Genomic DNA, 25,116 nt, shown 5'->3' with positions numbered 1-25,116 from the left:
TTATTAACCAACTCTGCGCATAACGTGTCCTGAAAGACAAAAGGGCGCGAAATACATGGATGATCTGCTGGCGGAATTCATCGCCGAGACCCGTGAAATGCTGGAGGCTTCAAGCGGCGAAATCGTCGCCTGGGAGGCTGATCCGGCCGATCGCGCGCGGCTGGATACGATCTTCCGCTTCGTCCATACGGTAAAGGGCAATTGCGGGTTTTTCGACTTTCCCCGGCTTGCTGCCCTCAGTCACGCGGCCGAGGACGCATTGGCCGATTGCCGTGCCGGAAGGCGCGATCCTGACCCGCAGATGGTCTCCGCCGTGCTCGCCATTATTGATCGGATCGCCCAGATGGTTGACGCCATCGAAGCGGGTGAGGACATCAGCAATGCAGACCCCGACGGCGGCGATCAGGCGCTGATCGACGCGGTCAATGTTTCACGTGAAACATCGGGCGAGGACGGGGCAAGCGCGGTCAAGCAGGGGTCAAGCCCACGTCTGCACGCTCCGGCCAGCGCGTTGATCGAGAGTGTGGAAGAAGCCGCAACCCCTGCTCGCCGCGCTGATCCTGCCTCGCAACGCACCATCCGCCTGCCGGTCGAACTGCTCGACCGGGTGATGAGCGGCGTGTCCGATATGGTGCTGGCGCGCAATGATCTGGCCCACCGGCTGCGGCAGGCTGGCAATCAGCCGACCATTGATGGCCCGTTCGAACGCCTCACCACGATCCTGTCCGATGTCCGCGATGCGATCACCCGGATGCGGATGCAGCGGATCGAAACCCTGTTCAGCGCGATGCCCCGGCTGGTGCGCGATCTTTCGGCGGAACTCGGCAAGCAGGTGATGGTCGATCTCGACGGCGGCGACGTTGAACTCGACCGCGAGATGATCGAGACGATCCGCGACCCGCTGACCCACATCATCCGCAATGCCATCGACCACGGGATCGAACCACCCTCCGCCCGCCTTGCCAATGGCAAGCGCGAGATTGGCCTGCTCGCCATCGCGGCGCGGCAATCGGGCAACACCATCGCCATCGTGATCAGCGATGACGGGCACGGGCTGGATGAAGACCGCATCGCCGCCAAGGCCATCGCCACCGGATTGATCACCGCCGCAGAACGCAGCGCGATGAGCCGCGACAAGATCCTCAACCTGATTTTCGAACCCGGCTTTTCCACCGCCGAGGTCGTCAGCAATGTCTCCGGGCGCGGGGTCGGGCTGGATGTGGTGCGCCAGAACCTGGAAAAGGTCGGCGGCAGCATAAAGGTATCAAGCCAGCCGGGCCACGGCACCCTGTTCACGCTGCAAATCCCGCTCACCTTAAGCATTATCGCCGGGCTGACGGTGGAGGTCAGCGGGCAGCGGTTTGCCATCCCGCAGAGCTATGTCGAAGAAATCGTGCAGGCTTCGACCACGGCGCTTGATCTGAGCCACATGGGCGAAACCGCGCTGATCACCTTTCGCGGCAACCGCGTGCCGAGCCTGATGCTGGCCGATGTGCTGGGCCTTGATACCAGCGCCGACGCCGCGCGCGATCCCACGCTGGTAATGCTGCGGCTAGCGAGCGGTGATCTGTTCGCGCTGGCGGTGGACGGCATTCACAATCACGGCGATCTGGTGGTCAAGCCGCTGGCGCCCGCAGTGATGAAATCGGGCCTCTATGCCGGATCGACGCTGCTGGATGATGGCCAGCCGGTGCTGTTGCTGGATGTTGCCAACATCGCTGCTGCGCATGATCTGGTGTCCGATGGGCGCGCCCGCGTGCTGCAACCGGTGGCCGATGAAGCCGCCAAACCGGCGCACGCACTGCCACGCGCGATGCTGTTCACCGATTGCAATGGCCGCCGTTCCGCCGTGCGACTTGAACTGGTGCAGCGGATCGAAACCGCGCCAGTCAGCGCGATTGATTGTTCTGGCCCGCGCCCAAGGGTGGTGATCGACGGATTGATCCTGCCGTTGATCGACCTGCCTGACACAGCCGTTCCCGCACCAGGAAATACCGGACGTGTGCGGCTGCTGCGCCTGAGCGACGGCGCGTGCGAACTGCTGGTCGCGGTGCAGCAGGTGGAAGACGCGGTTGAACTTGCCGGGCCGCTGATCCCCGTGCCCGATGATCCGCTCGCCGAAGCGGTCACGCTGGTCGATGGCCAGCCGGTGACGCTGATCGATGCGCACGAACTGTTCGCGCGTTTCGGCGAGCCGCCGGTTGCCGCAGGACGTCCGCAGTGCAGCCTGCCTGCCGATGACTGGGCGCGCACTATACTTGCCCCGCTGGTGACATCGGCGGGTTACGAGATCGTGCCGCCCGAATCCGCCGATCCGCACACCATCGCGATCGTGTTCGACGAAGTGTTCGAAGCTGCCGAGGCGCTGGGCCGTGGGTTGACCGGCCCGGTGATCCGCCTGCGTGATCGCCCCGAAGCAACCGCAGGAAGTGACACCATCTATCGTTACGACCGCGACGCCCTGCTATCCGCGCTGACATCCGCAGCCCGATTTGCCCATCGCCCGGGAGGCCGCGCATGACCAACCAACTGCTTGTTATCGTGCAGATCGCAGGTCGCCGCTGTGCTTTGAGCGCGCTCGATGTGAAATCGGTGATCGAAATCGGCACCGTCACCCCGATCCCGCGCGCGCCTGCGCACATCGCCGGAATCACCGCGCTACGTTCGCAGGCGCTGACGGTGATTGATTGCCGGCTTGCGCTGGGTCTGGTGCAGCACGCATGGCCCACCGATGTCCGCGCCGCGGTCGTTGCCGAAGGCGGCCATGCCTATGCCCTAAAGGTTGATCAGATTGAGGACATCACCACGGCAATCGGTGAACCGGGTCAGGTGCCCGGCGGGTTCGGCGCGCAATGGTCGCGGGTCGCCACCGGCATGATCGAAACGCTGACCGGCCCGGCCCTGCTGATCGACCTGTCGGCCCTGATCGCCGGGCCGGACGCCCTGCGGCACGAGGCCGAGGCGGCGTAATGCGTTTTTCACAGGTGATCGGACGCGTGCGTTCGTAGCGTGCTTTAATCCTATGCTTACCAACTGACCTTAGAATTATGATTTCAACCGCAGGAATCGCCATGAAAACATGCCTCATCGTCGATGATTCCCGGGTGATCCGGAAGGTTTCGCGACATATTCTCGAAACCCTCGGATTTGCCGTGGAAGAAGCCGAAAACGGCAGAATCGCGCTTGATGCGTGCGAAGCTGGCATGCCCGATGTCGTCCTGCTTGATTGGAATATGCCGGTAATGACCGGGATTGAATTCCTCTCCCACTTGCGCACACGCCCCGGCGGCGATGCGCCCAAGGTGGTGTTCTGCACCACCGAAAATGATGTGGCACATATCCGCGAAGCAATTCAGGCGGGCGCGGACGAATATGTGATGAAGCCGTTCGATCACGAAACGCTCCAGATCAAACTGCAGCTTGTCGGGTTTGCGTGACTCGCCTGTCCGCCAGTCCGCGGCCCATCAAGACCGGTAGCGCGCAATCAGACCCGGAACGCCTGCTCGTCCGCCCCGGATCGGCGTCTGCGATCCGGGTGATGATCGTCGATGATTCGCTGACCGTCCGCACGGTCTTCAAACGGATGGTCGAAAGTGATCCGGCGATGGTGATTGTCGGCACCGCCAGCAGCGGCGAAAGCGCGCTGGTGCAGCTCAAAACCCAACCGGCCGATTTGGTGCTGCTTGATCTGGAAATGCCCGGAATGGGCGGCTTGCGCGCTTTGCCCGCGATCCTCGCCACGCCTGCCGCGCCGCAGGTGCTGGTGGTATCATCGCTGACGGTCGACGGGGCCGAACACACGCTCGCCGCGCTGTCGATGGGCGCGGCTGACACCCTGCTCAAACCCCGGCCCGGCGGCTTTACCGAAGATTACCGCGCGCAATTGCTGGGCAAGATCCGGGCACTGGGGTCGCGGGCAGCCGACCGGGCCAGCACGCCCGCTCCGCACCGTGAGCCGTCATTCGCGCGTCCCGGACTTGCGCAGCGCAGCAGGCGGGCCAAGGTGATCGCCATTGGCGCATCAACCGGCGGCATCCACGCGCTTGGCCTGATGCTGCGGCAACTGACCCCGGAGTTTGACCTGCCGATCCTGATCACTCAGCACCTGCCATCCTCGTTCATCCCGGTGTTTGTCCGCCAGGTCGAAACCGCTTGCGGACGCCCGGCTGACATTGCCGAGGACGGGCTGGATATCCGCCCCGGCCGTATCATCATCGCGCCGGGGCATGGCCATATGCTGGTGCGTCGCGGCGGAGAGCGGTTGACCACCCGGCTGTGTTCGAAACCGGTGGCGAGCGGGTGTATGCCCTCGGTCGATCCGATGCTCTCCAGTCTTGCAGAGGCCTGCGATGCTCAGGCGCTTGGCGTAATCCTGTCGGGCATGGGCCGCGATGGGGTGATCGGCGCGCAGGCGCTGGTCGATGCGGGCGGCACTATCTACGCGCAGGATGCCGAAAGCAGCGCGGTATGGGGGATGCCCGGCGCGGTTGCGCGTGCGGGGCTGGCCAGCCTGATCGCTGCGCCCGAACGGCTTGGCGAAGCGGTGATGGCCCATGCAACCGCGCCCAGCGCTGCAGTGCTGCGGTAGAGCCAGCCGATGGAAGTCAGCGAAGCCTCGCACCAGATCATTGCCGATCTGCTTGCCGCACGCACCGGCCAGCACCTCACCGAAAGCCGCCGCTGGCGGGTCAATTCGGCGCTCGCCGGGATTTTCCGCGAACACGGCATCAGCAATGTCGATCAGTTGGTATGCCTGCTCGCCGCGCCGCGGACGGGGCCGGGGCCGGAAAGCCCCGATCTGTCGCAGGATGTGGTCGAGGCGCTGCTCAACAACGAAACCTATTTCTTCCGCGACAAGCCGACCTTTGACCAGCTGCCAGCGGAAATCCTGCCCGAACTGGCCGAGCGGCGGCGCGATTGCCGCCGTCTGTCGATCTGGTCGGCGGGCTGTTCGACCGGGCAGGAAGCCTATTCGATGGCGATGCTGTTCGTGGATCAGAAAGACCGCTGGGACGGGTGGAACATCGACATCTTCGGCACCGATGTCTCCCACCGCGCGGTCAGCGCCGCGCGCAGCGGGCTTTACAGCCAGTTCGAAGTGCAGCGCGGGCTGGGCGTCACCCAGATGCTGCGCCATTTCGACGAAACACCGCGCGGCTGGCAGATTGGCGAAGAGGCGCGGCGGATGGTGCGTTTCCGTCAGCACAACGTGCTTGGCCTCCACCCCGGCCGGATGCCGTTTGATCTGGTGCTGTGCCGCAATGTGCTGCTCTATTTCGATCGGGATACCCGCGGCGAAGCCTTTGCCCGTCTGGCCGATGCGGTGGCTCCCGACGGTTTCCTGATGCTGGGCGCGGGTGAAACCGTTATCGGCCAGACCGACAGGTTCGTGCCATACGCACGCCGCGCGAGCTTTTTCGAGCCGCTTTCGCACCAGCAGGCATCGGCCTTGCGCAAAACAGCCTGAGCCGCAGCTTTACCCTTCGTTAGCCGATGTCGTTTAGCACGATTTTCCAAATGGCGGCGTTCAGACCGCGATCTTCGGGAAAGCAGCTATCGTGTTCGCAGCATCACCCTCATTGCGATTAACGCCCACCGCGCTGGTGGTGATCCCGCTCGGCGTGATCAGCGTCGTGACCGGGCTGATCATGCTGGCGATCAGTTTCAACGAACGGATCGTGATCGTGTCGCACGGCGCGCTGATCATCTCCGCAATCCTCGTCTATGCGGCGACCATCGTCGTTCTGGGGTGCAGCGGCATCGCCAATATCCGCGCGCTTGAAACGCGGGCGATCACCGATCCGCTGACCGGCCTGCCCAATCGCCATGCGCTGCATGAAGACATTCAGGCCGCCTCGCAAGGCAGCGAGGAAGTGGCGCTGGCGATGATCGATCTCGACAGCTTCAAGCAGGTCAACGACCATTACGGCCATGCCGTTGGCGATCAGTTGATCGAACGATGCGCGCAAATGGTCTGCACGGTGTGCAGTGACGAGGCGCGCTGTTACCGGCTGGGCGGCGATGAATTTGCGGTTGTGATGTCGGGCAAGGTCGCAGGCACGATCCTTGAAGGCATTTGCCGCACCTTACTGGAACAGATGGGCACGCCGGTTGAGGTCGGGCACCTCCATATTGCGGTGGGGGCCAGCATCGGCCTGACCCGCAGCACCGCCGCGCAGCGCCTGCCTTCATCGGAAATGCTCCGCCGGGCCGATGTGGCGATGTATATGTCCAAACGCAGCGGCAAGATGCGCACCACATGGTTCAATGAAGGCTTCGACCGCTGCCGCGAACGCATGCGCGAGATCGAGGACGAGATTCGCATCGGGATTGCGAACGGCGAATTCCACGTCGCCTACCAGCCGCTGGTCAATGCCGAGACTGGCCGGATCGTCGCGGTGGAGGCGTTGCTGCGCTGGGATCGCGGGGATCGATCACCCCTTGGCCCGAATATATTCATTCCGGTGGCCGAAGAATCCGGGCTGATCAATCCGCTTGGCCAATGGGTGCTGCGTCAGGCGGTGTGCGACGCGATGCGCTGGGGCGAAATATCGCTATCAGTCAATGTTTCCGCAGAGCAGCTGCGCAATCCCGAATTTCCGATCAAGCTGGGCGAAGTGCTGGAAGAAACCGGTTTTCCGCCGCCGCAGCTTGAACTGGAAGTCACCGAAACCTGCCTCGTGCTTGATCCGGTGGTGGCCGAACGCACGCTTGATGTGATCCGGTCGTTCGGGGTGCAGATCGCGCTCGATGATTTCGGCACCGGCTATGCCTCGATCGGGTTCCTGCGGCGGTTCCGGTTTGAAAAACTGAAACTTGACCGCAGCCTGGTCGAACTCGCCGGGGTGGATGATGCCAGCCGGGCGATGATGCTGTCATCAATCGCACTCGCCCGCGCACTCAACATGGGCGTAACCGCCGAAGGCGTGGAAACCGAGGAACAGGCCAATCTCGTGCGGCTGGCCGGGTGCGACCAGATCCAAGGCTGGCTGTATTATCGCGCCATGCCCGCGACGGAAATCGACCTCCTGATCGCGGCTCAGAACGCCGAAAACGCCAACGATGACGAGCAGGCGGCATGACCGCGCTGCAGGACATGGCCATGAACATCGCAGCCGAACGGGCTGGCAGAGCGCCGGAGGGCACGGACACGCCCAATGCCCCCACGGGCCGCCTCCAGCGCTGGTTCAACGCGCTCAACCTCGGCGGCAAGATCACGCTGTTTTTCAGCGCCAACCTTGGCCTTGCGCTGATTGCCGGACTGTTCGTGATTGTTGGCTATGTCGAACTGGGCGAGCGCGCCGAAATCATCCGCAGCACCCATGATCAGGCGCTCAAGGCCGAACGGACGCTGGTGCAACTGAGCCAGGCGCAGCGCCATGCCGAAATGCTCACGATCCGCCCCAGCGATGCCCGAGCCCGCGCGGCGGGCGCTGCGCTGAACGAGGCGAAAGCGTGCATTGATATGCTGTCGCAAGCGTTGGCGGCTGATAATGCCGATGGTCATGAACGGCTGGCTGTATTGCGCAGCGGCGTGGCTGACCTTGATGGTCAGATCACCGCCTTCGATCCTGACACCGCCAGCGCGCAGCAACGCCAGCGCCAGACAGCCGCCATCGCCGCCAGCGGCGCGGCAGTGGTGGCGGCGGGCACTGACCTTGCACAGATGCTGGGCGATGATGCGGCGGCGATGTCCGATTCCGGCGCCGCGCTGATCACCACCCTGCTGTCCATGTGGATCGCATTGGCAATCGTGCTCACCCTGCTGACACTGATCGCGCAGCGTTATTTCAAGCGCAACGTGGGCGGGATGCTGAAGTCGATGGCGTCGCAAATGACAATCCTTGCCTCTGGCGGCAAGAACATCGCCATCAGCGGCCAGCATCGGCAGGACGAAATCGGTGAAATGGCGCGGGCGATGGAAGTGTTCCACAGCGCGGCGTTGCAGCTCGAACGGCTCAGCCGCGAACAGGCCGTGCGTGCGCGCGCCGAACGCGATGAACAGACCCGGCTGCAGGTGCAGCAACACGAAGCCCAGCTGGAGCGCGAACGGGTGGTGAACGGGCTGGCTGACCAGTTCGAACGCACCGTCGGAGAGGTTGTGACCAGCGTGGTTGCGGCCTCCAGTCAGTTGCAATCGACCGCCACGATGATGGCAACAACCGCCGAAGACACCAGCCAGCGCACCGGCGAAGTTGCCGCTTCAATCGAGGACGCCAATATTGGCGCGACCGCCGCCGCCGCCGCGAGCGATGAATTCGCCATGTCGATCGGCGAAATCAGCCGTCAGGCCGCCTCCTCAGCCGAACTCGCGCGGGCAGCCGGCGTTTCGGCGCTTCAGGCAGACAGCACCATTGGCGCACTTTCAGCCTCGGCGCAGGAAGTCGGCCAGATCGTCGAATTGATCCAGTCGATTGCCCAGCGCACCAATCTGCTCGCGCTCAACGCCTCGATCGAGGCCGCGCGCGGAGGCGAGGCCGGACGCGGATTTGCGGTGGTGGCAAGCGAGGTCAAGGAACTCGCGATGCAGACCAGCCGAGCCACTGACAAGGTCGCGGAACAGATCCGCGCAATGCAATCGACCACCGGCGCCAGCGTCAACGCACTGCGCGATATTGCCCGCCAGATCCAGCAATTGGAAACCACCTCGGTATCGATCGCCAGCGCGGTCGATCAGCAGTCGGTCGCCGGGCATGACCTTGCCCGCAGCATCGACCTTGCGGCGCGCGGAACCGAGAAGGTCGCCGCCCATATTGATGGTGTGCGCAACATGGCGCTTTCGACTGGATCGGCAGCGCAGCAGGTGCTGTCCAGCGCCACCAGTCTTGATGCTCAGGCAGCAACCCTGCGCCTGCAGGTGCAGGAATTCCTCAACGCATTATCCGACCATTCCAGATCATCGTGACGTGGCAGGCCCCGGCGCAGCGCAAAGCGCGTTAACGGCAGGCGCGCGCTGGCTGGATCAAGCATTTGGAAAGGATTTTCCTTCACAATTGTTTGGTCAAGAACCCCGGGGAATTACGCAATGAACATGATGAGCCTGCAGGAGCGCAGCGAGGAACAGGCCGTTCCCGACTTTGTGCGCGAACTCAGGGCCGATTTCGGTATCGAAGATGCGGGCAACCCTGACGTAAGCGAAGCACCAACGGGCAGCGAAACCTTGCTGGAGCGTTTCTCATGGTTCCGCAATCTGTCGCTGTCGAACAAGGTCAACGCGATCTTCGGAAGCTTCCTTGCTGTCGGCGTGATCATGTCGCTGGTGATCGGCATCGGCCTTGGCGAATTGTGGAACCGCTATCAAAGCGCGGCGCAGGTGCAGGACACGGTAATCGCAGCGGGCGCTTTGCAATCGGCAACGCAGGACATGCGCTACCAATCGCTGCGCGCGCTCTACGACCGCAGCGCTCCCCTGCTCGAACAGCAACGCGAAAGCGAAATCGCGGTCGCAGCGCAGGTCGCTGCAATCGAAGCAATGGTTGCGGGCGATGACACCGAATTGCAGCCACGCATCATCGCCCTGCGCAGCGGTCTCGACGATTTCCGCGCTGGTTATACGCGCGCGCATGATGCGGTACGCGGCGGCACGAGCGCCAATGCAGCCGCCGCGCAGGTCGCCGCGCAAGGCGATGCTCTGGCCGCAGTCAGCGCGCAACTAACCGCCGACCTGACCGCGCGCGCGCAAGCGCAGGAAGCGGCCGGGATCACCTACTTCTTCAACATGGTGATGATTGCGGGTGTGCTGGCGTTGCTGGGCTGCGTAGTGCTGCTGATGGGCTTGGCCTATCTGTCGCGTGATTTCTCGCGCAAGATCGTTGAAATTACCGAAGCGATGACCCGGCTTGCCAATGGCGACCGGGACTTCGCCATCAAGGGCGAGGATCGCACCGACGAAATCGGCGCAATGATCCGCGCGCTCGATCTGTTCAAACGGGCGAGCAAGCGGCTGGAGACATGGGCGCGTGAACGGTCGGAAAAGGCCGAACTGGAACTGCAATTGCAACAGGATCGCGAACGCGAACGGGTTGAGGCCGAAGCGCGCAAAGCCGCGTTGCTGGATGATGTCGCGCGCCAGTTCGAACGCACCGTGGGCGATGTCGTAAGCGGTGTAGCCGCCGCCTCCAGCCAGCTCCACACCACCGCCACCCGCATGGCCAGCAGCGCCGAAGAAGCCAGCCGCCGCACCAATGACGTTGCCGTGTCGATGGACGAAGCCAACGCCGGCGCCACTGCCGCCGCCGCCGCCAGCGATGAATTTGCCCTCTCGATCAGCGAAATCAGCCGTCAGGCAGCTTCGTCAAGCGAACTTGCCCGGCTGGCGAACGAAGCGACCGGGGAGGCCGATGAAACCATCTCGGCGCTGGCCGCATCGGCAGAGGAAGTCGGCCAGATCGTCGAACTGATCCAGACCATCGCACAGCGCACCAACCTGCTCGCGCTCAACGCATCGATCGAAGCGGCGCGCGGGGGAGAGGCGGGCCGCGGCTTCGCGGTGGTCGCCAGCGAGGTCAAGGAACTCGCGATGCAGACCAGCCGCGCCACCGACAAGGTCGCCGAACAGATCCGCGCAATGCAATCGACCACCGGCGCCAGCGTCAAGGCGCTGCGTTCGATCGCGGGGCAGGTCAAGGAACTCGAATCCACCGCCGTATCAATCGCCAGTGCGGTCGATCAGCAATCGGTCGCGGGCCGCGATCTGGCGCAAAGCATTGATCTGGCCGCGCGCGGCACCGAAAAGGTCGCGGGCCATATCGAAGACGTGCGGCAATTGTCGCTCTCAACCGGCGCAGCGGCGAGCCAGGTGTTGCTCAGCGCCAACGAACTGGAAGCGCAAGCTGTGCATCTCAGCGATCAGGTGCGCGGCTTCCTTGGCCGGGTGCGGGCGGGCTGACGCCAACACCTAGCGCCGTTCTGCACACCCCATCGGCGCGGCGGGTCTTGAACCGCGCGCCGGGATGATTAGGGCGGGACACTATGCCCTCACCCTTCATCCTGCTCCAGCACGCCCTCCCGCAACACGCGCTGTCGCGATTGGCAGGCGCGCTGGCGTCAAGCGAGCGGGCGTGGATCAAGAATCGGCTGATCCGCCGCTTTGTCGCCGCCTATGATGTCGACATGGCCGAGGCCGCGCGCGCGATTGGCGAATTTGCCAGCTTCAACGATTTCTTCACCCGCGAATTGAAGCCCGGCACGCGGGAGCTGGCCGACGCAGAGGCGTTCATCCTCAGCCCTGCGGACGGCGCGGTGAGCCAGCTGGGCACGATCACCGATGGGCGGATCTTTCAGGCCAAGGAACGCGATTTCACAACCGCAGAAATCCTCGGCCACGGTGCCGATGCCGCGCGCCGGTTCGACGGCGGGCAATTCATCACCATCTATCTTTCCCCCCGCGATTACCACCGCGTGCACATGCCCGCCGCGGGCGCGCTGCAATCGAGCTCCTACATTCCCGGCGATCTGTTCTCGGTGAACCAGCAGACTGCCGAGGGCGTTGACCGGCTGTTCGCGCGCAATGAACGGCTCGCCTGCCTGTTTAACGGGCCGGGCGGCGCGTTTGCAAGCATCATGGTCGGCGCGCTGATCGTCGCCGGGATCGACACCGTATGGCCGCACCGCTTCGCAGGCCACGGGCGCGACGTGGTGCGCGAGGATTTTGCAAGCGGCGCGGTCGATCTGGCAGCGGGCGACGAGATGGGGCGGTTCTACCTCGGCTCAACCGTAGTGCTATTGTTCGAACCCGGTCGTGTCGCTTGGCTGGAAGGGCTGAAGGCAGGCGATCCAGTGCGGATGGGGCAGGCGATCGGGAACTGTCAGGAATTTATACCAAAGTTCGGCGCCTGAGCATGTTCAGCGCGTGATGCGTCGGCCTCTTAGCGCGCTGGTATTAGCGTGCGGGAGGGCGGTTGAACTTTTCGCCGTCATGGCCTTGATAAAGCGTTCAGCGAACAGCCCGGCGAACTGGGCCTTGGCCATCGGCCACTCACGTGGCGGCATTCCCCACTCCATCTTGGATCGGTGCAAGATCAGATAGAGCAGCATGCTTGCAGCATCGTCACTGAGAAAGTGGCCTCCTGCGCTAACGGAACAGCCGACCGGCCACCGCGTCAAGCTTCACCATGACTGCGGGATCGTGTTCGTCAGGCGCGGTAATGATCGCGTCGTCCAAAGCGGTGTCGATTGGGGAGGCCGCACGCTTTTTCGGCAGGGCTGCGATGAAATTCTTCACCATCGCATGGGCGAGCGCGCCGTTCGCCTGCATTTGCGCAACAACTTGCGCAACATCAACAGCCTCTCCGTCTCGCCAGCAATCATAATCGGTAATCATGCCGACCAGAGCATAGGGCAGTTCAGCCTCCCGCGCGAGTTTGGCTTCGGGCATCGCGGTCATGCCGATCACGTCGGCACCCCATTGGCGGTACATCCGGCTTTCGGCGCGGGTGGAAAACTGCGGGCCTTCGATGGCGAGATAGGTCGCGCCGACCGCGACCTTGCCTTTGGCCTTGGCAACGGCCTTCGCCGCCATTTCTGACAGGCGCGGGCAGACCGGATCGGCCATCGACACGTGGGTGACGAACCCGCTGGTGTAAAAGGTGCTGGGGCGGTGCACCGTCCGGTCGATAAATTGTTCAACCACGGCGAAGCGCCCCGGCTCCAGTTCTTCACGCAGGCTGCCAACTGCGGACACCGCCAGAATATCAGTGCAGCCCGCCCGCTTCAGCGCATCGATATTGGCGCGTGAATTGAGTTCGGTCGGCGAAATCGGGTGCCCACGACCGTGGCGGGGGAGAAAGCGCACCTTCACCTCGCCAATCCGCCCGCACAGAATCTCGTCCGATGGTTCCCCCCACGGCGTATCAATCGCAATCCACTGCGCGTCCTCGATGCCGTCCATGGCATAGAGGCCCGATCCGCCGATGATCCCGATGCACCATTCGCTGGCCATGCCTGCTGCCTGTCCTTTGCTAGACCTAGGGTGGGCTTAGGTCAGGTCGAAGCGGGTCGGCAAGGCCTTGCGGATCATCTTTTCCGCTGCGGCGTAAGGCCCGGCAATCGAAGGACGGGCCTGCATCGCGGCAAAATGCGCGGCGAGCGCGGGCCACTTGTTCAGCGGCGTTTCCGCAACCAGTGAAACCTGCATCAGCACGGTCGCCACGGTAATGTCGGCAATCGACAGCGCGTTGCCCGCGAAAAATTCGCGCCCGTCCAGCCGGGCTTCGAGCACGTCGAAAATCGGCGGCAGTTGATTGGCCCAGGTATCGCGCGCCTTTTCGAGATCGGGCTCCTGCCCTTTGCTCACCGCGAAGAAGATCGGTCGAAAAATGCCCATTCCGCCCGCCATTGCCAACGAGGTGTCGGCATATTCTTCGATGAACAATGCCTCGCCCAAAGCCATCGGCGCGTCCGGATAAAGCGCGGGATCAGGATGCTTGCGTTCGATCATCGCGCAGATCGCGCTTGAATCCGCGATCGTGCCCGCGACCCCTTCTTCGGCCACAGAACGATCGCGCAGCACCGGAATGCGCTTCATCGGCGAGATATCCATGAACCACTGCGGCGGGTCGAACACGTTGACCGCTTCAACCTCGTAATCCACGCCCTTTTCAATGCAAACAGCCGCAACCTTGCGCACAAACGGCGAAACCGGGCTGCCATAGACGACCAGATCGGGACGGGAATCACTCATGAGGCTCTCCTTGAAGGCATGTTTGCGGCCTTCCATAAGCCCCGCCCGCAATAGCGCAATCGCCAAGCGCCCGGCTTGGCCCAGCCGCCTAGGCCAATTGGCAAAGCAGCGATTGCATTTTGCAACGCAACGCACCACCTTGAGCCTGCGAAAAACGACTCCCTGATAGGACGAGAGAGGAACAATCATGGTCACCCAGTATAAGAACCTTATCGGCGGCAAGATGGTCGCAACCGACCGGATGCTCGATGTGGTCAACCCGGCTACCGAACAGGTGATCGGGCAGGTGCCCGCCTGCGGCCAGGCCGAGCTTGACCAAGCGGTTGCCGCCGCGCGCGCCGCGTTCAAGACGTGGAAGAATACCCCGATCGAAGAACGCCGCGCCGCGATCATGGCGATTTCCGGCGCGATCAAGGAAAATGCCGAGGAACTCTATCGCCTGCTGACAGCTGAGCAGGGCAAGCCGCACGATCAGGCCAAGGGCGAAATCTACGGCGCTGCGGGGATGAGCGCGGCGCAATCGACGCTGTCGCTTGACGACGAGATCAACGAAGACAGCGAGGCACGCCTCAGCCGCACCCGCCGCGTGCCGGTGGGCGTGGTTGCGGGCATTGTGCCGTGGAACTTCCCGGTGATGATGGCGATCCAGAAAATCGCGCCCGCAATGCTGTCGGGCTGCACGATTGTGCTCAAGCCTTCGCCCTTCACCCCGCTCACCACCCTGCGCATCGCTGAACTGATCGCGGACAAGGTGCCTGCGGGCGTGGTCAACATCATCACGGGTGAAGATTCGCTCGGCCCGTTGATGACCTCGCACCCCGATATCGACAAGATCACCTTCACCGGATCAACCGCGACCGGCAAGAAGATCATGGAAGGCGCGAGCGCCGACCTCAAACGCATCACGCTGGAACTCGGCGGCAATGACGCGTCAATCGTGCTGCCCGATGCCGATCCCAAGAAGGTGGCCGAGCAGCTGTTCTGGTCGAGCTTTTCCAACGCCGGCCAGATCTGCGTCGCGGCCAAGCGCGTCTATATCCACGAGGATATCTATGACGAGCTTTCGGCGGCGATTGTCGAATATGCCAAGACCGTGACCGTGGGTGATGGCGCGCAGCAGGGCACGGGCGTCGGCCCGATCCAGAACAAGAAGCAGTTTGATCGCGTGGTTGAGCTGATCGAGGATGCCAAGGACAATGGCTACAAGTTCCTGCTCGGCGGGAATGTCGATCCGTCCGGCACTGGCTACTTCGTACCGCTGACCATCATCGACAACCCGCCCGAAGACGCGCGGATCGTGGCCGAGGAACAGTTCGGCCCGGTGATGCCGTTGATGAAGTTCTCGACCGAAGAAGAAGTCATCGCACGCGCCAATGCGTCCGAATACGGACTGGCTGGCGCAGTGTGGACCGGCAACCCGGACAAGGGCGTTGAAATTGCCGAACAGCTCGAAACCGGGACAGTGTGGGTCAACGAATACCTTCACCTTTCGCCCTTCGCACCGTTCGGCGGGCACAAGCAGTCCGGCTTTGGCGCCGAATATGGCAAGGAAGGCCTGAAGGAGTTCACCTATTCGCAGGTTATTACTGTGAAGAAGGACAAAATCCCCGCGTAACGCCATGGGTATGTCACCGGACGAACTGAGCGCCGGGCTGGCGCGGGTCTGTGCCCGCGCTGGGCTCGGCGCTTTGTTGTTGGAGCCGCAGCGGCTCACCGGCGGGGCGGTGATGGAAAGCTGGCGGTTTGTGGCGGACGACAGCGCCTACGTGCTGCGCCGCGCGCCCAGCCTCGCCTTCATGGAGGGGCGGCCTTATGGGCATTCGACCGAGGCGGCGTTGATCGAGGCGGCGCGGTTAGCGGGCGTGACCGCGCCGGAAGTGGTGGCAGTGCTGGAGCCGGCAGACGGCCTTGGTTCGGGCTTCATCATGCGCGCTTTGCCGGGGACGGCTGATCCCAAGGTGATCCTTGGCTGCGACGATCCGAAAGACTTGCTGCGGCAGGCGGCGCGCGATCTGGCGCGCATCCATCGCTTGCGGCCAGCGGTCGTGCCGGACGGCGTGCCGGTGATGGACACCCGCGCAGGCATAGCCGACCTCAAGGCGCAGTTCATCGAGGCAGGCGGGGATCGCCCGATCATTGCGCTCGGCCTCAAGTGGCTGGAGGACAATTGCCCGCCGCCCGTCGAGCCTGTCCTCAACCACGGCGATTACCGGATGGGCAATCTGCTGGTGGAAGGATCGACGCTCACGGGGGTGCTCGACTGGGAAATCGCCCATTTCGGCGACCGCCACGAGGACTTGGCCTTTGGCTGCATGGCGGTGTGGCGCTTTGCCCGGTATGACCGCCCGGCGCTGGGGCTGGGGAGCCTTGAGGATTACATCGCCGCTTACGAAGCCGAGAGCGGCGCCCAAGTTGACCCCGCCCGCTTTCGCTTCTGGACGATCTACCGCACCGTGTGGTGGGCGCTCGGCTGCCTCAAGATGGCGGCGCAATGGCGCAGCGGCGCGGACCGGATGCTCGAACGCGTGGTAATCTCGCGCCGGACGAGCGAGCAGGAACTCGATCTGCTGCTGCTGCTGGAGGAGGATGCGCCGGAAGCGGAGCGGGCGCGTGAGGTCACAAAGCCATTCAGGACACGTGCTCGGACGCTGCCCCCTCAGGGCGATGCGACGATTGCAGAGCTAGTGACTGCGGTCTCCGAATGGCTCGGTAGCGTGAAGCACCGCATGGAGGGGCATGACCGTTTCCAACTGGCGGTCGCTCGCAACGCACTCGGCATCGTCGCGCGTGAAATGGACATTGAATACTCCGGCGTCGATCCGCGAGACATGTCCGAGTATTTCCTGTCCGGCGATGACACCCTCGAGACCAAGGGCGTGCTGGCCAAGCTTCGCTTCGATGCTCTGGAATTGATCGAGGTCGATAGCCCTAAATATCCCGCGCTCGCGGTCGCCCAAAAGAAGTGGCTAGGAGAGAACTAATGGACTTCGCCATCCCCGCCGACCTGCAAGCCTATCTCGATGAACTCGACGCCTTCATCGCGGCCGAGATCAAGCCGCTGGAGCAGCAGGACGACAACATCCGCTTCTTCGACCACCGCCGTGAATATGCGCGGACGGACTTTGAAGCGGGCGGGCTGCCCCGGCACGAGTGGGAGGAACTGCTCAAGGAAGCCACCCGCCGTGCCGACAAGGCGGGCCATTGGCGCTTCTCCGCGCCCAAGCGTTACGGCGGGAGGGATGGCAGCAACCTCTGGATGGCAGTGATCCGCGAACATTTTGCGCGCCATGGCCTCGGCCTGCACAATGACTTGCAGAACGAACACTCGATCGTCGGCAACTTCCCCTTCGTCGCCATGTTCGACCAGTGGGGAACCGAAGAACAGAAAGCCGAATTCATCACCGGAGGCTTTGAACGCACCCGCCGCGTGGCTTTTGGTCTGACCGAAGCGAACCATGGCTCCGACGCCACCCACATGGAAACCGTGGCGGTGCGGGAAGCCCGCGACGGCGTGGATGGCTGGCGGATCGATGGCGAGAAAATGTGGATCACCGGGATGCACGTCGCCACCCACTGCGCGATGTTTGCGCGCACTTCCGGCCAAGCGGGGGATGCGAGCGGGATCACCTGCTTCCTCGTCCCCAATCCCACCCCCGGCCTCGAAATCGAGGAGTGGATGTGGACGTTCAATATGCCCACCGATCACCCGCGCCTCAGCGTCACCAATGTCTGGGTGCCCGACAGCGCAATTATCGGCGTCGAGGGCCGCGGCCTCGCGCTGGCGCAAAGCTTCGTCCACCAGAACCGCATCCGGCAGGCGGCGTCGAGCTGCGGCGCGGCGCTGTATTGCATCGACGAAAGCGTGAAATACGCCCGCGCGCGCAAGCCCTTCGGTGAGGAGCTGGCGCGCAATCAGGCGATTCAGTTCCCGCTGGTGGAGCTGGCGACGCAGGCTGAAATGCTGCGGCTGCTGATCTTCAAGACCGCGTGGGAGATGGACAACATGCCCCACGAACAGATCGAACGCACGATCAGCGACAAGGTATCGATGTGCAATTACTGGGCGAACCGGCTGGTGTGCGAGGCGGCGGACCGCGCGATGCAGGTGCACGGCGGCATCGGCTATTCGCGCCACAAGCCGTTCGAACACATTTATCGCCACCACCGCCGCTATCGAATCACCGAAGGGTCTGAGGAGATCCAGATGCGCAAGGTGGGGGCGTATCTGTTTGGCTATCTCGGGCCGAAGCGGGGGATGTATTCTTAACCCTCCCGCGAGTCCCCGCGCAGGCGGGGGCCTCGTGATGTATGGTGCATGGTTGAATGAGGTCCCCGCCTGCGCGGGGACTCGCAAACGCCCTAGCAATATTCTTTCGCGCCGCTAGTCTCCCCTCCAACAGAGGAGACATTTTCATGCGCCATATCGCCGCCGCCCTGCTCGCCGGGGCCGCCTGCATTGCCACTCCGCTTGCGGCTCAGAGCAAGAAAGCTCCGAAGGCCGAAGCAAGCTGGAGCGTTGAAGCACCCAAGGGTGCCACCATCAAGCAAGTGCCGATCCGCACCGACGAAGGCACATGGATGGATGTCGACGTGTCGCCCGACGGGCAGACGCTGGCCTTCACGCTGCTCGGTGACATTTACACCATGCCGATTTCGGGCGGCACGCCCAAGCGGATTGCTGATGGCCTTGCGTGGGACGTGCACCCGCGCTTCTCCCCCGATGGCACGCGCATCGCCTTCACCTCGGATCGCGGCGGCGGGGACAATATCTGGGTGATGAACGCCGATGGCAGCGACAAGCGGCAGGTGACGAAGGAGGATTTCCGCCTTCTCAACCAGCCCGCATGGTCGCCCGACGGACGGTTTATTGCTGCGAAAAAGCATTTCACTACCGGGCGGTCGCTCGGCACCGGTGAAATCTGGCTCTACCACGTTAGCGGCGGCGGCGGGGTGCAGGTGGTCGAACGCGCGAACGAGGCCTTGCAGAAGGAATTGGGCGAGCCGGTGTTCGCACCCGATGGCAGCGCAATCTACTACACCCGCAACACCACGGGCGGGAACATCTTCGAATACGCGCAGGATTCGCAAAGCGGTATCTTCGCGATCGAACGCCATGATCTCGCCACCGGAGAAGTGACCACCGCCGTCAGCGGCTATGGCGGCGCGGTGCGGCCTGCGCCTTCGCCCGATGGCACGGAACTCGCCTTCGTCCGGCGCGACAAGGATCAGAGCCAGCTATGGATCAAAGACCTCGCCAGCGGGCGTGAACGGATGATCTACGGCCAGCTGGACATGGACGTGCAGGAAACCTGGGCAGTCACCGGGGTCTATCCCAATATTGACTGGCTGCCCGATAGCAGCGGGATCGTGTTCTGGGCGGGCGGGAAACTCAACCGTGTGGCCCGCGACGGGAGCGGTCATGCGGTGATCCCCTTCATGGTCAACGACACGCGCGGGGTGGCCGATGCGCCGCATCCGGTGATCGACGTTGCGCCCGATAGCTTCACCACCACCATGCCGCGCTTTGCCACACTGTCACCCGACGGCAGCCGCGTGGTGTTTGAAAGCCTTGGGCGGCTGCACAGCAAATCCGCGCGCGGGCGTGATGCGCCCGCACCGTTGACCGGCGACCCGGCGGAAGCGCTCGAAGCCTTCCCCGCGTTCAGCCGCGACGGCAGCAGCCTTGCCTATGTGCGCTGGAACGATGCCAGCTTGGGCGAGATCATCCTCGCCGATGCCAATGGGCAGAACCGCCGGGCGCTGACCGGGCCAGGGCATTTTGGCAATATCGCCTTCTCGCCCGATGGCAGCATGATCGCCTTCGAAAAGCGCGAAGGCGGATACCTGACCGCGCCCGATTTTTCCGAGAACGCCGGGATCTATGTGATGCCGGTCAGCGGCGGGCAGCCGCGCCTTGTCAGCCGTAGCGGCGGCAACCCGCAATGGGGCACCACCGCCGACCGGTTGTTCATGCTGGCCAGAGATGGCGGCAAGCTGGCGCTGGTTTCGACCGACCTCAATGGTGAGGCGAAGCGCGTCCACGCCAAGGGCGAACTCGCCAATGACATGCGGATCGCGCCCGATGGCCGCACCATCGCTTTCCGCCAGAATTACGAGGTGTTTGCGATGCCGCTGATCCCCGGCGGCAAGCCGGTCGATGTCAGCGAAAAGGGCGGCCCGCTGCCCGTCACCAAGGTCAGCACCGGAGGCGCGGATTATCTCGGCTGGGCCAATGGCGGCGCGACTTTGTTCTGGTCGATCGGGCCGAGCCTGCAAAGCGCGCAGGTCAGCGATTTCTTCGCCGCCGCGCCCAAGGCGGATGGCGATACGGCCAAACCCTTCACCCCGCCGACCACCGGCATTGCGATGGGCGTGACGGTGCAAAAGGCCAAGCCAACCGGCACCACCGTCATCACCGGCGCGCGGGTGCTCACGATGAAGGCTGGCCTTGGCGCGGATGATGCGGGCGTCATCGAAAATGGCATGATCGTGATCGAAGGCGACCGCATCACCGACGTGCACGATGCCACCGTGGTCAAGATGGCGTTTCCCGAAGGCACGCGGATGATTGACGCCAGCGGCAAGACCATCATGCCGGGTCTGGTCGATGCCCATGCTCACGGGCCTTACGGGGTTGGCGATCTGATCCCGCAGCAGAACTGGACGCTGTTGCAGGATCTGGCGATGGGCGTCACCACCGTGCACAACCCGTCGAGCCAGGCGAGCACGGTGTTCGCCGCTGCCGAACGCCAGCGCGCCGGACTGACGCTGGCCCCGCGCATCTTCTCGACCGGGGAGATTATTTACGGCGCCAAGGCGCCCGGCGTCTATGCCCGGATCGACAGCTTTGACGATGCGCTGGCCCACGTGCGCCGGATCAAGGCGCAGGGCGGCATCTCGGTCAAGAATTACAACCAGCCGCGCCGCGAACAGCGCCAGATGGTCGCGCGCGCGGCGGCGGCCGAGAATATGCTGGTGGTGGCCGAGGGTGGATCGCTGTTCGGGATGGACATGAACCTCGTTGCCGATGGCAATTCGACCCTTGAACACAATGTGCCGGTGGATGTGTTCTACGAAGACGTGTTGCAGTTCTTCGGCCAGTCGAACAGCAATTACACGCCCACGCTGGTGGTCACTTATGGTGGGCTGGCGGGCGATCCCTATTGGCGCCAAGCGATGGATGTGTTCGATCACCCGCTGATGATCCACACCCCGCCCAAGGCGCTGCTCGCGGAAAATGGTCGCCGGGTGAAGGCCCCTGAATGGGCTTTCGTCGACGACAACAACGCCCGCGAGGCGCGCAAACTGGCGCAGCGCGGGGTGAAGGTCAGCATCGGTGCGCATGGCCAGCAGGCAGGCATCGGCGCGCATTGGGAATTGTGGAGCTTCGCACGCGGCGGGATGAGCGCGGTGGAGGCGCTGAAGGCAGGCACCATCACCTCGGCGCAATCACTCGGCATGGCCAAGGACATTGGCAGCATCGAGGTGGGCAAGCTCGCGGACCTCGTGATCCTGTCAGATGATCCCAGCACTGACATCTCCCATTCGGACAATATCGAACAGGTCATGCTCGGCGGGCGGTTGTATGACGCCGCGACGTTGAACGAGGTCGGCACCGGCACCACCACGCGGCAACCCTATTGGTGGGAAGCCCATGGCGGCAAAGGCGCGGGCGGATCGGAAGCGGCGACCGAGGCCGGCCGGGGCCATGCCGATGGGGATGCGGGGTAAGCTGTGGCACAATCGTCATCCCAGCGAAAGCTGGGACCCAGGGCGGCAAGCGTCGGGTTACAAAGCCCTAGGGTTAGCCTGCCGGACAAGCGCGGTCAGCCTTGATCTTGAGCTAGGCTATTCATGGACAAGGTGGCGTATTTCCGGCTTGGTTTCGGAGATAGAACTTTGCGCGTGATCAGGTTGCGTGGTTTGCAGTGTGGGATAAGCCAGCACCGAAGATATAGATATAAATCGTATGAACTCATTGGATTAGACGTCCACATTCACTCCGCCTCCGGCATCACTTTTCCTGACCCGGGAAAAGCGATGGAAGTCCTGGGGTCACGCTTTCATCAGCGTTTCAGGATCAGGTAAAGCGCGCCCTCACCGCCGTGACGGATGTGGGCCTTGCGCACCGCGCTAATCGCACTGCCGTGGCGGCTGGCGGCGAGCCAATCGAGCAGTTTCGCCCGGATCGCCCCGCGCCGCACCATCCGGTCAGCCGGATCGACCGGCCGTTCGCGCCCGGCAATCACCAGCACTACCCGCGCGTTCATCATCCGCGCCTGATCCAGCCCGGCCATGATCCTGTCATAAGCGGCATCGAGCGTGCAATCGTGCAGATCGAGGGTCAGATCGGGATCAAGCCGCCCGCCCTTCATCCGCCGATCCCAGTGCGAATCGAGGCCTGCCCCTGCTTTGTCACCCGCCACTTGAGGCGGTGTTTGGGAGGGGACGGGCCGCGCCATCTTCGGCCGTCGCGCACCCTCCCCCGGCCCCTCGCTCAAGGGAGGGGCGTTAGGCAGCACGGATTTCACCGGGCGGCCCGCCTCCTTGGATTGGGGAGGATTAGGCTGTTCACGCCCCGACATCGGGGTGACGCTTGCGGCAAGATGCGCCCAGGCGGCCTGTTCGCCAGTGGTCAGCCCGCGCAGCAGCCGCGTCATTGACCTGCGCCGAGTCGCGCTGCTGCTCCACGCGGAAGCAGCACATAGGCCCGTCCGCGCCCGCTCATTCCGCCGGCGATCGCCCGCGCGTCATCGCCCGCACCCCAGAAGGTGTCGAATCGGTTCGCGCCCTTGATCGCGCCGCCGGTGTCCTGCGCGACCCACAAGCCGTTTGCCTCCACCCGGTCCAGTTCCAGCCATACCGGCGCGCCCAGCGGCACAAAGGCGGGGTCAGCCGCGACCGAGTTTTCCCGCCGCACCGGCACACCCAGCGCGCCCAAGGGGCCATCCCCGCGCAATTCCGAGAAGAAAATCCAACTTTTGTTGAGCCGCATCAGATCGCGCCCTTCGCGCGGGTTGTCGCGGATATAGGCCATGATGCCCTGCATTGATCCGGAATACTTGCCCGGCCCTTCACCCAGCAGGCCGCGTTCCCGCATTACCCCGCCAATGCCGACATATTCGCGCCCGTTCTGCCCGGCATAGCCGATGCGGATCACCTCACCTTCGGGGGTGCGCAATCGGCCCGAGCCTTGAATCTGGAGGAAGAAGAATTCGACCGGATCAGCCGCCCACGCGATGATCGGAGCCACGCCATTGAGCGCCCCGTCCTCGATCGCCGCGCGGTCGTAATAGAGCACGAACCGGCCCTGTTCGTCATAGCGGCCCAGCGGCGCGCGGCCCGTGCGTTCGGCAGCGGGGACATCATCGGGCCATGCGCGCACCAGATCGGGCGGCATTGCGTAAACCGGCACGGTGAAGCCTTCGCGGCGGGTGCGGCTACCTGCGATCTCAGGCTCGAAATAGCCGGTGGCGAACGCGCGGCCGTCGCCGACCTGCACCGGGGTGAATTGTTCTGCGAAGAATTGCCGCGCACGCGCCGGAGCCCAGCCGCGCGCCGCATCGCAGGGCCGACGCCAATCGCCCACAAGAGTCAATCCGCTGGCATCGTCACGCGTCAGCAGCCGCGGGCAGGATTCGATAAAGCTGGAAAGCGCCCCTTGCGCATCGCGGTCATTGACCGGAAGCGCAGCAACCGCCGGGCCAAGCGCGATCCCGGCAAGCAGGGCATTCGCCGTCACCGGCGCGACTGCGGGGGCTGCGACTGGGGGGGCTGCAACCACTGGCGGCGGCACGCTGCCATTCGGGATAATGCGCCCGCACGCCGCAACGAAAAGCAGCGTTATAAGTGCCAGCACCGACCGCATTTCAGGCTCCTTGAACGATCAAGCGGGGGGGGCACGATCAGGCGGTGCCAGGCCGCCTTGCGATCAACCCTCGTCGGTTTCGTCGAGCACCCAGTTGGGATCGCGCGCTGCGGTGTTGCGCGCGAACGTCCACACGTCGCGGCTTTCAATCGCATCGTCGAGCGACCCTGCGATGACATTGCCGTCCTTGTCGCGGGTGATGGCGGCCACATCGGCCACGAACAGCAGCGCAATCCGCGCCATCCGGCCATCAAGCGAGGCTGAATGGATGCGGGTTTCCTCAATCCGGATCAGTGTATTGTCGAGCGTTTCGCCCGCCGCTTCGCGCGCATCAAGCGCGGCGACGAAGCCCGCATAAACATCATCGTCGCACAATTCGCGCAGCGTTTCGCGGTCGCCCTGCCAGAACGCTTCGAGCACCATCTGGTAGGCACCGCGTGCGCCTTCGAGGAATTGGCCAAGATTGAATGTATTGTCCGCAGCAGCGATTTCGCGAAGGCCCCGTTCGACCGCAGGCATCACGCCTTCAAGTTCGGGCGCGCGCGGGGCGGCAACAGCCGCCGCAGTAGCAGGGTGGACAACGCCAGCGGGCTTATCATCCGCATCGAAGCGCTGTGGCACGGATTCCTCTTCATGCTCCGCCCGGCGTCCAAGCACCGAATAGAGGCGAAGGCCGAGAAACGCGGCGACCATGGCGAGGAGAACGATTTCAAGCACTGTAACAATCCGATCTGCGAACCGGACGCGCACACCTTATGACACGCAAACGTCCATGAACTTCCACTTTAGCCCTAAATGGGGATCGATTACAAATAGCCAACAGCCAATCCGTTGCCGACCGGGCGGGAGTCGTGCAGTTTGCGATGTCATTCTGCACCCTGTTGCGAGCGCGCCGCGCCCCTGCTAGGCGCGCGGCAAGCCGTGTTTGGCGCACGGAAACGGTGTGTCAGACGCAATTCCTGTTACTTAAATTGAAAGACACAATATCCAATGGCCGACGAAGAAGGCGTGCTCACCGATCTGGACAATGCCAACGCTGGTGCGGGCAGCGATCCCAAGCCCAATGGCGCCGATACCCTGCCTGCGGTCGGGATCATCACCCAGTATGTGAAAGACCTGTCGGTTGAAAACCCTGCCGCGCCCGACGTGTTCCAGTGGAATGAGCCGCCGCAGATCGATGTGCAATTCAACATCGCCGCCGAATCGGTGAGCGCCGATGTTCATGAAGTCACTTTGAAGCTGACGCTGACCGCCGCATCGACTCGCGGCACTATGTACATGATCGATCTGGCCTATTGCGGCCTTGTCGGCATGCGCAACGTGCCTGAGGAACAGGCCCACGCCTTCCTTTATGCCGAAGCCCCGCGCCTGCTGTTCCCCTTCGCCCGCCGGGTAGTGGCCGATGCAGTGCGCGATGCCGGGTTCCCGCCGCTGATGGTCGATCCGGTCGATTTCAACGGCCTCTATATGCAGCAATTGGCGGCACGCCGGGCTGAAGAAGCCGCCGGAGGCACCCCGATCGCCCCCGTCAGCGGCAACTCCTGATTTCTGGCGTCGGCGGGCACTC

At 63.6% G+C, this 25,116-nt stretch carries 19 protein-coding genes and 1 pseudogene; 14 read left to right on the top strand and 6 right to left on the bottom strand.

The features are described from left to right. The first annotated feature begins 55 nt into the window (after positions 1-55). The 9 genes from ABIE62_RS09515 (at position 56) to asd (ending at position 11,838) form a co-directional block, all read left to right on the top strand. Entirely contained in the window at positions 56-2,521 is a 2,466-nt protein-coding gene (locus tag ABIE62_RS09515; protein WP_354325513.1) for a chemotaxis protein CheA, read from the top strand. After that, positions 2,518-2,970, top strand: coding sequence for a chemotaxis protein CheW (locus ABIE62_RS09510; protein WP_354325511.1), 453 nt, complete (start codon positions 2,518-2,520; stop codon positions 2,968-2,970). The genes ABIE62_RS09515 and ABIE62_RS09510 overlap by 4 nt, the downstream gene beginning before the upstream one ends. A gap of 101 nt (positions 2,971-3,071) precedes the next feature. Next, a complete protein-coding gene (locus tag ABIE62_RS09505; protein WP_354325509.1) occupies positions 3,072-3,437 on the top strand; it encodes a response regulator in 366 nt (121 codons plus the stop codon). Further along, on the top strand, positions 3,434-4,588 hold the full coding sequence (cheB, locus tag ABIE62_RS09500) for a chemotaxis-specific protein-glutamate methyltransferase CheB (protein ID WP_354325507.1): 1,155 nt from the start codon (positions 3,434-3,436) through the stop codon (positions 4,586-4,588). The genes ABIE62_RS09505 and cheB overlap by 4 nt, the downstream gene beginning before the upstream one ends. A 9-nt stretch (positions 4,589-4,597) precedes the next feature. Further along, positions 4,598-5,467, top strand: a complete 870-nt coding sequence (locus ABIE62_RS09495; protein ID WP_354325506.1) for a CheR family methyltransferase — start codon at positions 4,598-4,600, stop codon at positions 5,465-5,467. A 112-nt stretch (positions 5,468-5,579) separates the two neighbouring features. Beyond that, entirely contained in the window at positions 5,580-7,082 is a 1,503-nt protein-coding gene (locus ABIE62_RS09490) for a putative bifunctional diguanylate cyclase/phosphodiesterase (RefSeq protein WP_354325504.1), read from the top strand. Continuing rightward, positions 7,079-8,905, top strand: coding sequence for a methyl-accepting chemotaxis protein (locus ABIE62_RS09485; RefSeq protein ID WP_354325502.1), 1,827 nt, complete (start codon positions 7,079-7,081; stop codon positions 8,903-8,905). Before ABIE62_RS09490 ends, ABIE62_RS09485 begins: the two co-directional genes overlap by 4 nt. Before the next feature lie 120 nt (positions 8,906-9,025). Further along, the gene (locus ABIE62_RS09480; protein ID WP_354325500.1) at positions 9,026-10,888 is read left to right on the top strand and encodes a methyl-accepting chemotaxis protein; all 1,863 of its coding nucleotides are present in this window, start codon (positions 9,026-9,028) and stop codon (positions 10,886-10,888) included. Positions 10,889-10,971: 83 nt separating this feature from the next. Continuing rightward, positions 10,972-11,838, top strand: a complete 867-nt coding sequence (gene asd / locus ABIE62_RS09475; protein ID WP_354325498.1) for an archaetidylserine decarboxylase — start codon at positions 10,972-10,974, stop codon at positions 11,836-11,838. Between the two features lie 72 nt (positions 11,839-11,910). Here asd and ABIE62_RS09470 read toward each other — a convergent pair. From ABIE62_RS09470 to ABIE62_RS09460, 3 genes and pseudogenes are all read right to left on the bottom strand, one after another. Further along, positions 11,911-12,081, bottom strand: a pseudogene (locus tag ABIE62_RS09470) (IS256 family transposase); the annotation flags it as partial. Then, positions 12,074-12,940, bottom strand: a complete 867-nt coding sequence (gene mtnP, locus ABIE62_RS09465; protein WP_354325496.1) for an S-methyl-5'-thioadenosine phosphorylase — start codon at positions 12,938-12,940, stop codon at positions 12,074-12,076. The gene mtnP and the pseudogene ABIE62_RS09470, both read right to left, overlap by 8 nt. A 36-nt stretch (positions 12,941-12,976) precedes the next feature. After that, positions 12,977-13,681, bottom strand: coding sequence for a glutathione S-transferase family protein (locus ABIE62_RS09460; protein WP_354325494.1), 705 nt, complete (start codon positions 13,679-13,681; stop codon positions 12,977-12,979). A gap of 187 nt (positions 13,682-13,868) precedes the next feature. Here ABIE62_RS09460 and ABIE62_RS09455 point away from each other — a divergent pair, with 187 nt between their 5' ends. The 4 genes from ABIE62_RS09455 to ABIE62_RS09440 all read left to right on the top strand — a co-directional run bounded on the left by ABIE62_RS09455 (position 13,869) and on the right by ABIE62_RS09440 (position 21,412). Next, positions 13,869-15,296 (top strand): aldehyde dehydrogenase family protein, encoded by a 1,428-nt coding sequence (locus tag ABIE62_RS09455; protein WP_354325492.1) that lies wholly within the window; start codon positions 13,869-13,871, stop codon positions 15,294-15,296. A 4-nt stretch (positions 15,297-15,300) separates the two neighbouring features. Then, entirely contained in the window at positions 15,301-16,662 is a 1,362-nt protein-coding gene (locus ABIE62_RS09450) for a phosphotransferase (protein ID WP_354325490.1), read from the top strand. Next, on the top strand, positions 16,662-17,948 hold the full coding sequence (locus tag ABIE62_RS09445; RefSeq protein ID WP_354325488.1) for an acyl-CoA dehydrogenase family protein: 1,287 nt from the start codon (positions 16,662-16,664) through the stop codon (positions 17,946-17,948). Before ABIE62_RS09450 ends, ABIE62_RS09445 begins: the two co-directional genes overlap by 1 nt. A gap of 146 nt (positions 17,949-18,094) precedes the next feature. Next, on the top strand, positions 18,095-21,412 hold the full coding sequence (locus tag ABIE62_RS09440; RefSeq protein WP_354325486.1) for an amidohydrolase family protein: 3,318 nt from the start codon (positions 18,095-18,097) through the stop codon (positions 21,410-21,412). 335 nt (positions 21,413-21,747) lie between these two features. Here ABIE62_RS09440 and ABIE62_RS09435 read toward each other — a convergent pair whose 3' ends face one another. The 3 genes from ABIE62_RS09435 to ABIE62_RS09425 all read right to left on the bottom strand — a co-directional run bounded on the left by ABIE62_RS09435 (position 21,748) and on the right by ABIE62_RS09425 (position 24,242). Then, positions 21,748-22,341 (bottom strand): Smr/MutS family protein, encoded by a 594-nt coding sequence (locus tag ABIE62_RS09435; protein WP_354325485.1) that lies wholly within the window; start codon positions 22,339-22,341, stop codon positions 21,748-21,750. Continuing rightward, positions 22,338-23,549 (bottom strand): murein transglycosylase A, encoded by a 1,212-nt coding sequence (gene mltA / locus ABIE62_RS09430; RefSeq protein ID WP_354325484.1) that lies wholly within the window; start codon positions 23,547-23,549, stop codon positions 22,338-22,340. The genes ABIE62_RS09435 and mltA overlap by 4 nt, the downstream gene beginning before the upstream one ends. Positions 23,550-23,612: 63 nt before the next feature. Further along, positions 23,613-24,242, bottom strand: a complete 630-nt coding sequence (locus tag ABIE62_RS09425; RefSeq protein WP_454184811.1) for a Tim44/TimA family putative adaptor protein — start codon at positions 24,240-24,242, stop codon at positions 23,613-23,615. 297 nt (positions 24,243-24,539) lie between these two features. On the opposite strand from ABIE62_RS09425, the gene secB reads away from it, so the two are divergent. After that, positions 24,540-25,094, top strand: a complete 555-nt coding sequence (gene secB, locus ABIE62_RS09420) for a protein-export chaperone SecB (protein WP_354325481.1) — start codon at positions 24,540-24,542, stop codon at positions 25,092-25,094. The last annotated feature ends 22 nt before the right edge of the window (positions 25,095-25,116 follow it).

This window comes from Porphyrobacter sp. MBR-155 (assembly GCF_040547625.1).
Lineage (GTDB): Bacteria > Pseudomonadota > Alphaproteobacteria > Sphingomonadales > Sphingomonadaceae > Erythrobacter.
The sequence above is the reverse complement of the archived record's forward strand: the minus strand, read 5'-3'. Positions and strand labels throughout refer to the sequence as shown.

What these genes read in the sequence shown, in the direction of transcription:
- ABIE62_RS09485 (WP_354325502.1), top strand. Translation starts at nt 7,079, where the DNA reads ATGACCGCGCTGCAGGACATGGCCATGAACATCGCAGCCGAACGGGCT.
- ABIE62_RS09510 (WP_354325511.1), top strand. Translation starts at nt 2,518, where the DNA reads ATGACCAACCAACTGCTTGTTATCGTGCAGATCGCAGGTCGCCGCTGT.
- mltA (WP_354325484.1), bottom strand. Translation starts at nt 23,549, where the DNA reads ATGCGGTCGGTGCTGGCACTTATAACGCTGCTTTTCGTTGCGGCGTGC.
- asd (WP_354325498.1), top strand. Translation starts at nt 10,972, where the DNA reads ATGCCCTCACCCTTCATCCTGCTCCAGCACGCCCTCCCGCAACACGCG.
- mtnP (WP_354325496.1), bottom strand. Translation starts at nt 12,940, where the DNA reads ATGGCCAGCGAATGGTGCATCGGGATCATCGGCGGATCGGGCCTCTAT.
- ABIE62_RS09455 (WP_354325492.1), top strand. Translation starts at nt 13,869, where the DNA reads ATGGTCACCCAGTATAAGAACCTTATCGGCGGCAAGATGGTCGCAACC.
- secB (WP_354325481.1), top strand. Translation starts at nt 24,540, where the DNA reads ATGGCCGACGAAGAAGGCGTGCTCACCGATCTGGACAATGCCAACGCT.
- ABIE62_RS09425 (WP_454184811.1), bottom strand. Translation starts at nt 24,242, where the DNA reads ATGGTCGCCGCGTTTCTCGGCCTTCGCCTCTATTCGGTGCTTGGACGC.
- ABIE62_RS09505 (WP_354325509.1), top strand. Translation starts at nt 3,072, where the DNA reads ATGAAAACATGCCTCATCGTCGATGATTCCCGGGTGATCCGGAAGGTT.
- ABIE62_RS09495 (WP_354325506.1), top strand. Translation starts at nt 4,598, where the DNA reads ATGGAAGTCAGCGAAGCCTCGCACCAGATCATTGCCGATCTGCTTGCC.
- ABIE62_RS09450 (WP_354325490.1), top strand. Translation starts at nt 15,301, where the DNA reads ATGGGTATGTCACCGGACGAACTGAGCGCCGGGCTGGCGCGGGTCTGT.
- ABIE62_RS09440 (WP_354325486.1), top strand. Translation starts at nt 18,095, where the DNA reads ATGCGCCATATCGCCGCCGCCCTGCTCGCCGGGGCCGCCTGCATTGCC.
- ABIE62_RS09515 (WP_354325513.1), top strand. Translation starts at nt 56, where the DNA reads ATGGATGATCTGCTGGCGGAATTCATCGCCGAGACCCGTGAAATGCTG.
- ABIE62_RS09480 (WP_354325500.1), top strand. Translation starts at nt 9,026, where the DNA reads ATGAACATGATGAGCCTGCAGGAGCGCAGCGAGGAACAGGCCGTTCCC.
- ABIE62_RS09460 (WP_354325494.1), bottom strand. Translation starts at nt 13,681, where the DNA reads ATGAGTGATTCCCGTCCCGATCTGGTCGTCTATGGCAGCCCGGTTTCG.
- ABIE62_RS09435 (WP_354325485.1), bottom strand. Translation starts at nt 22,341, where the DNA reads ATGACGCGGCTGCTGCGCGGGCTGACCACTGGCGAACAGGCCGCCTGG.
- ABIE62_RS09445 (WP_354325488.1), top strand. Translation starts at nt 16,662, where the DNA reads ATGGACTTCGCCATCCCCGCCGACCTGCAAGCCTATCTCGATGAACTC.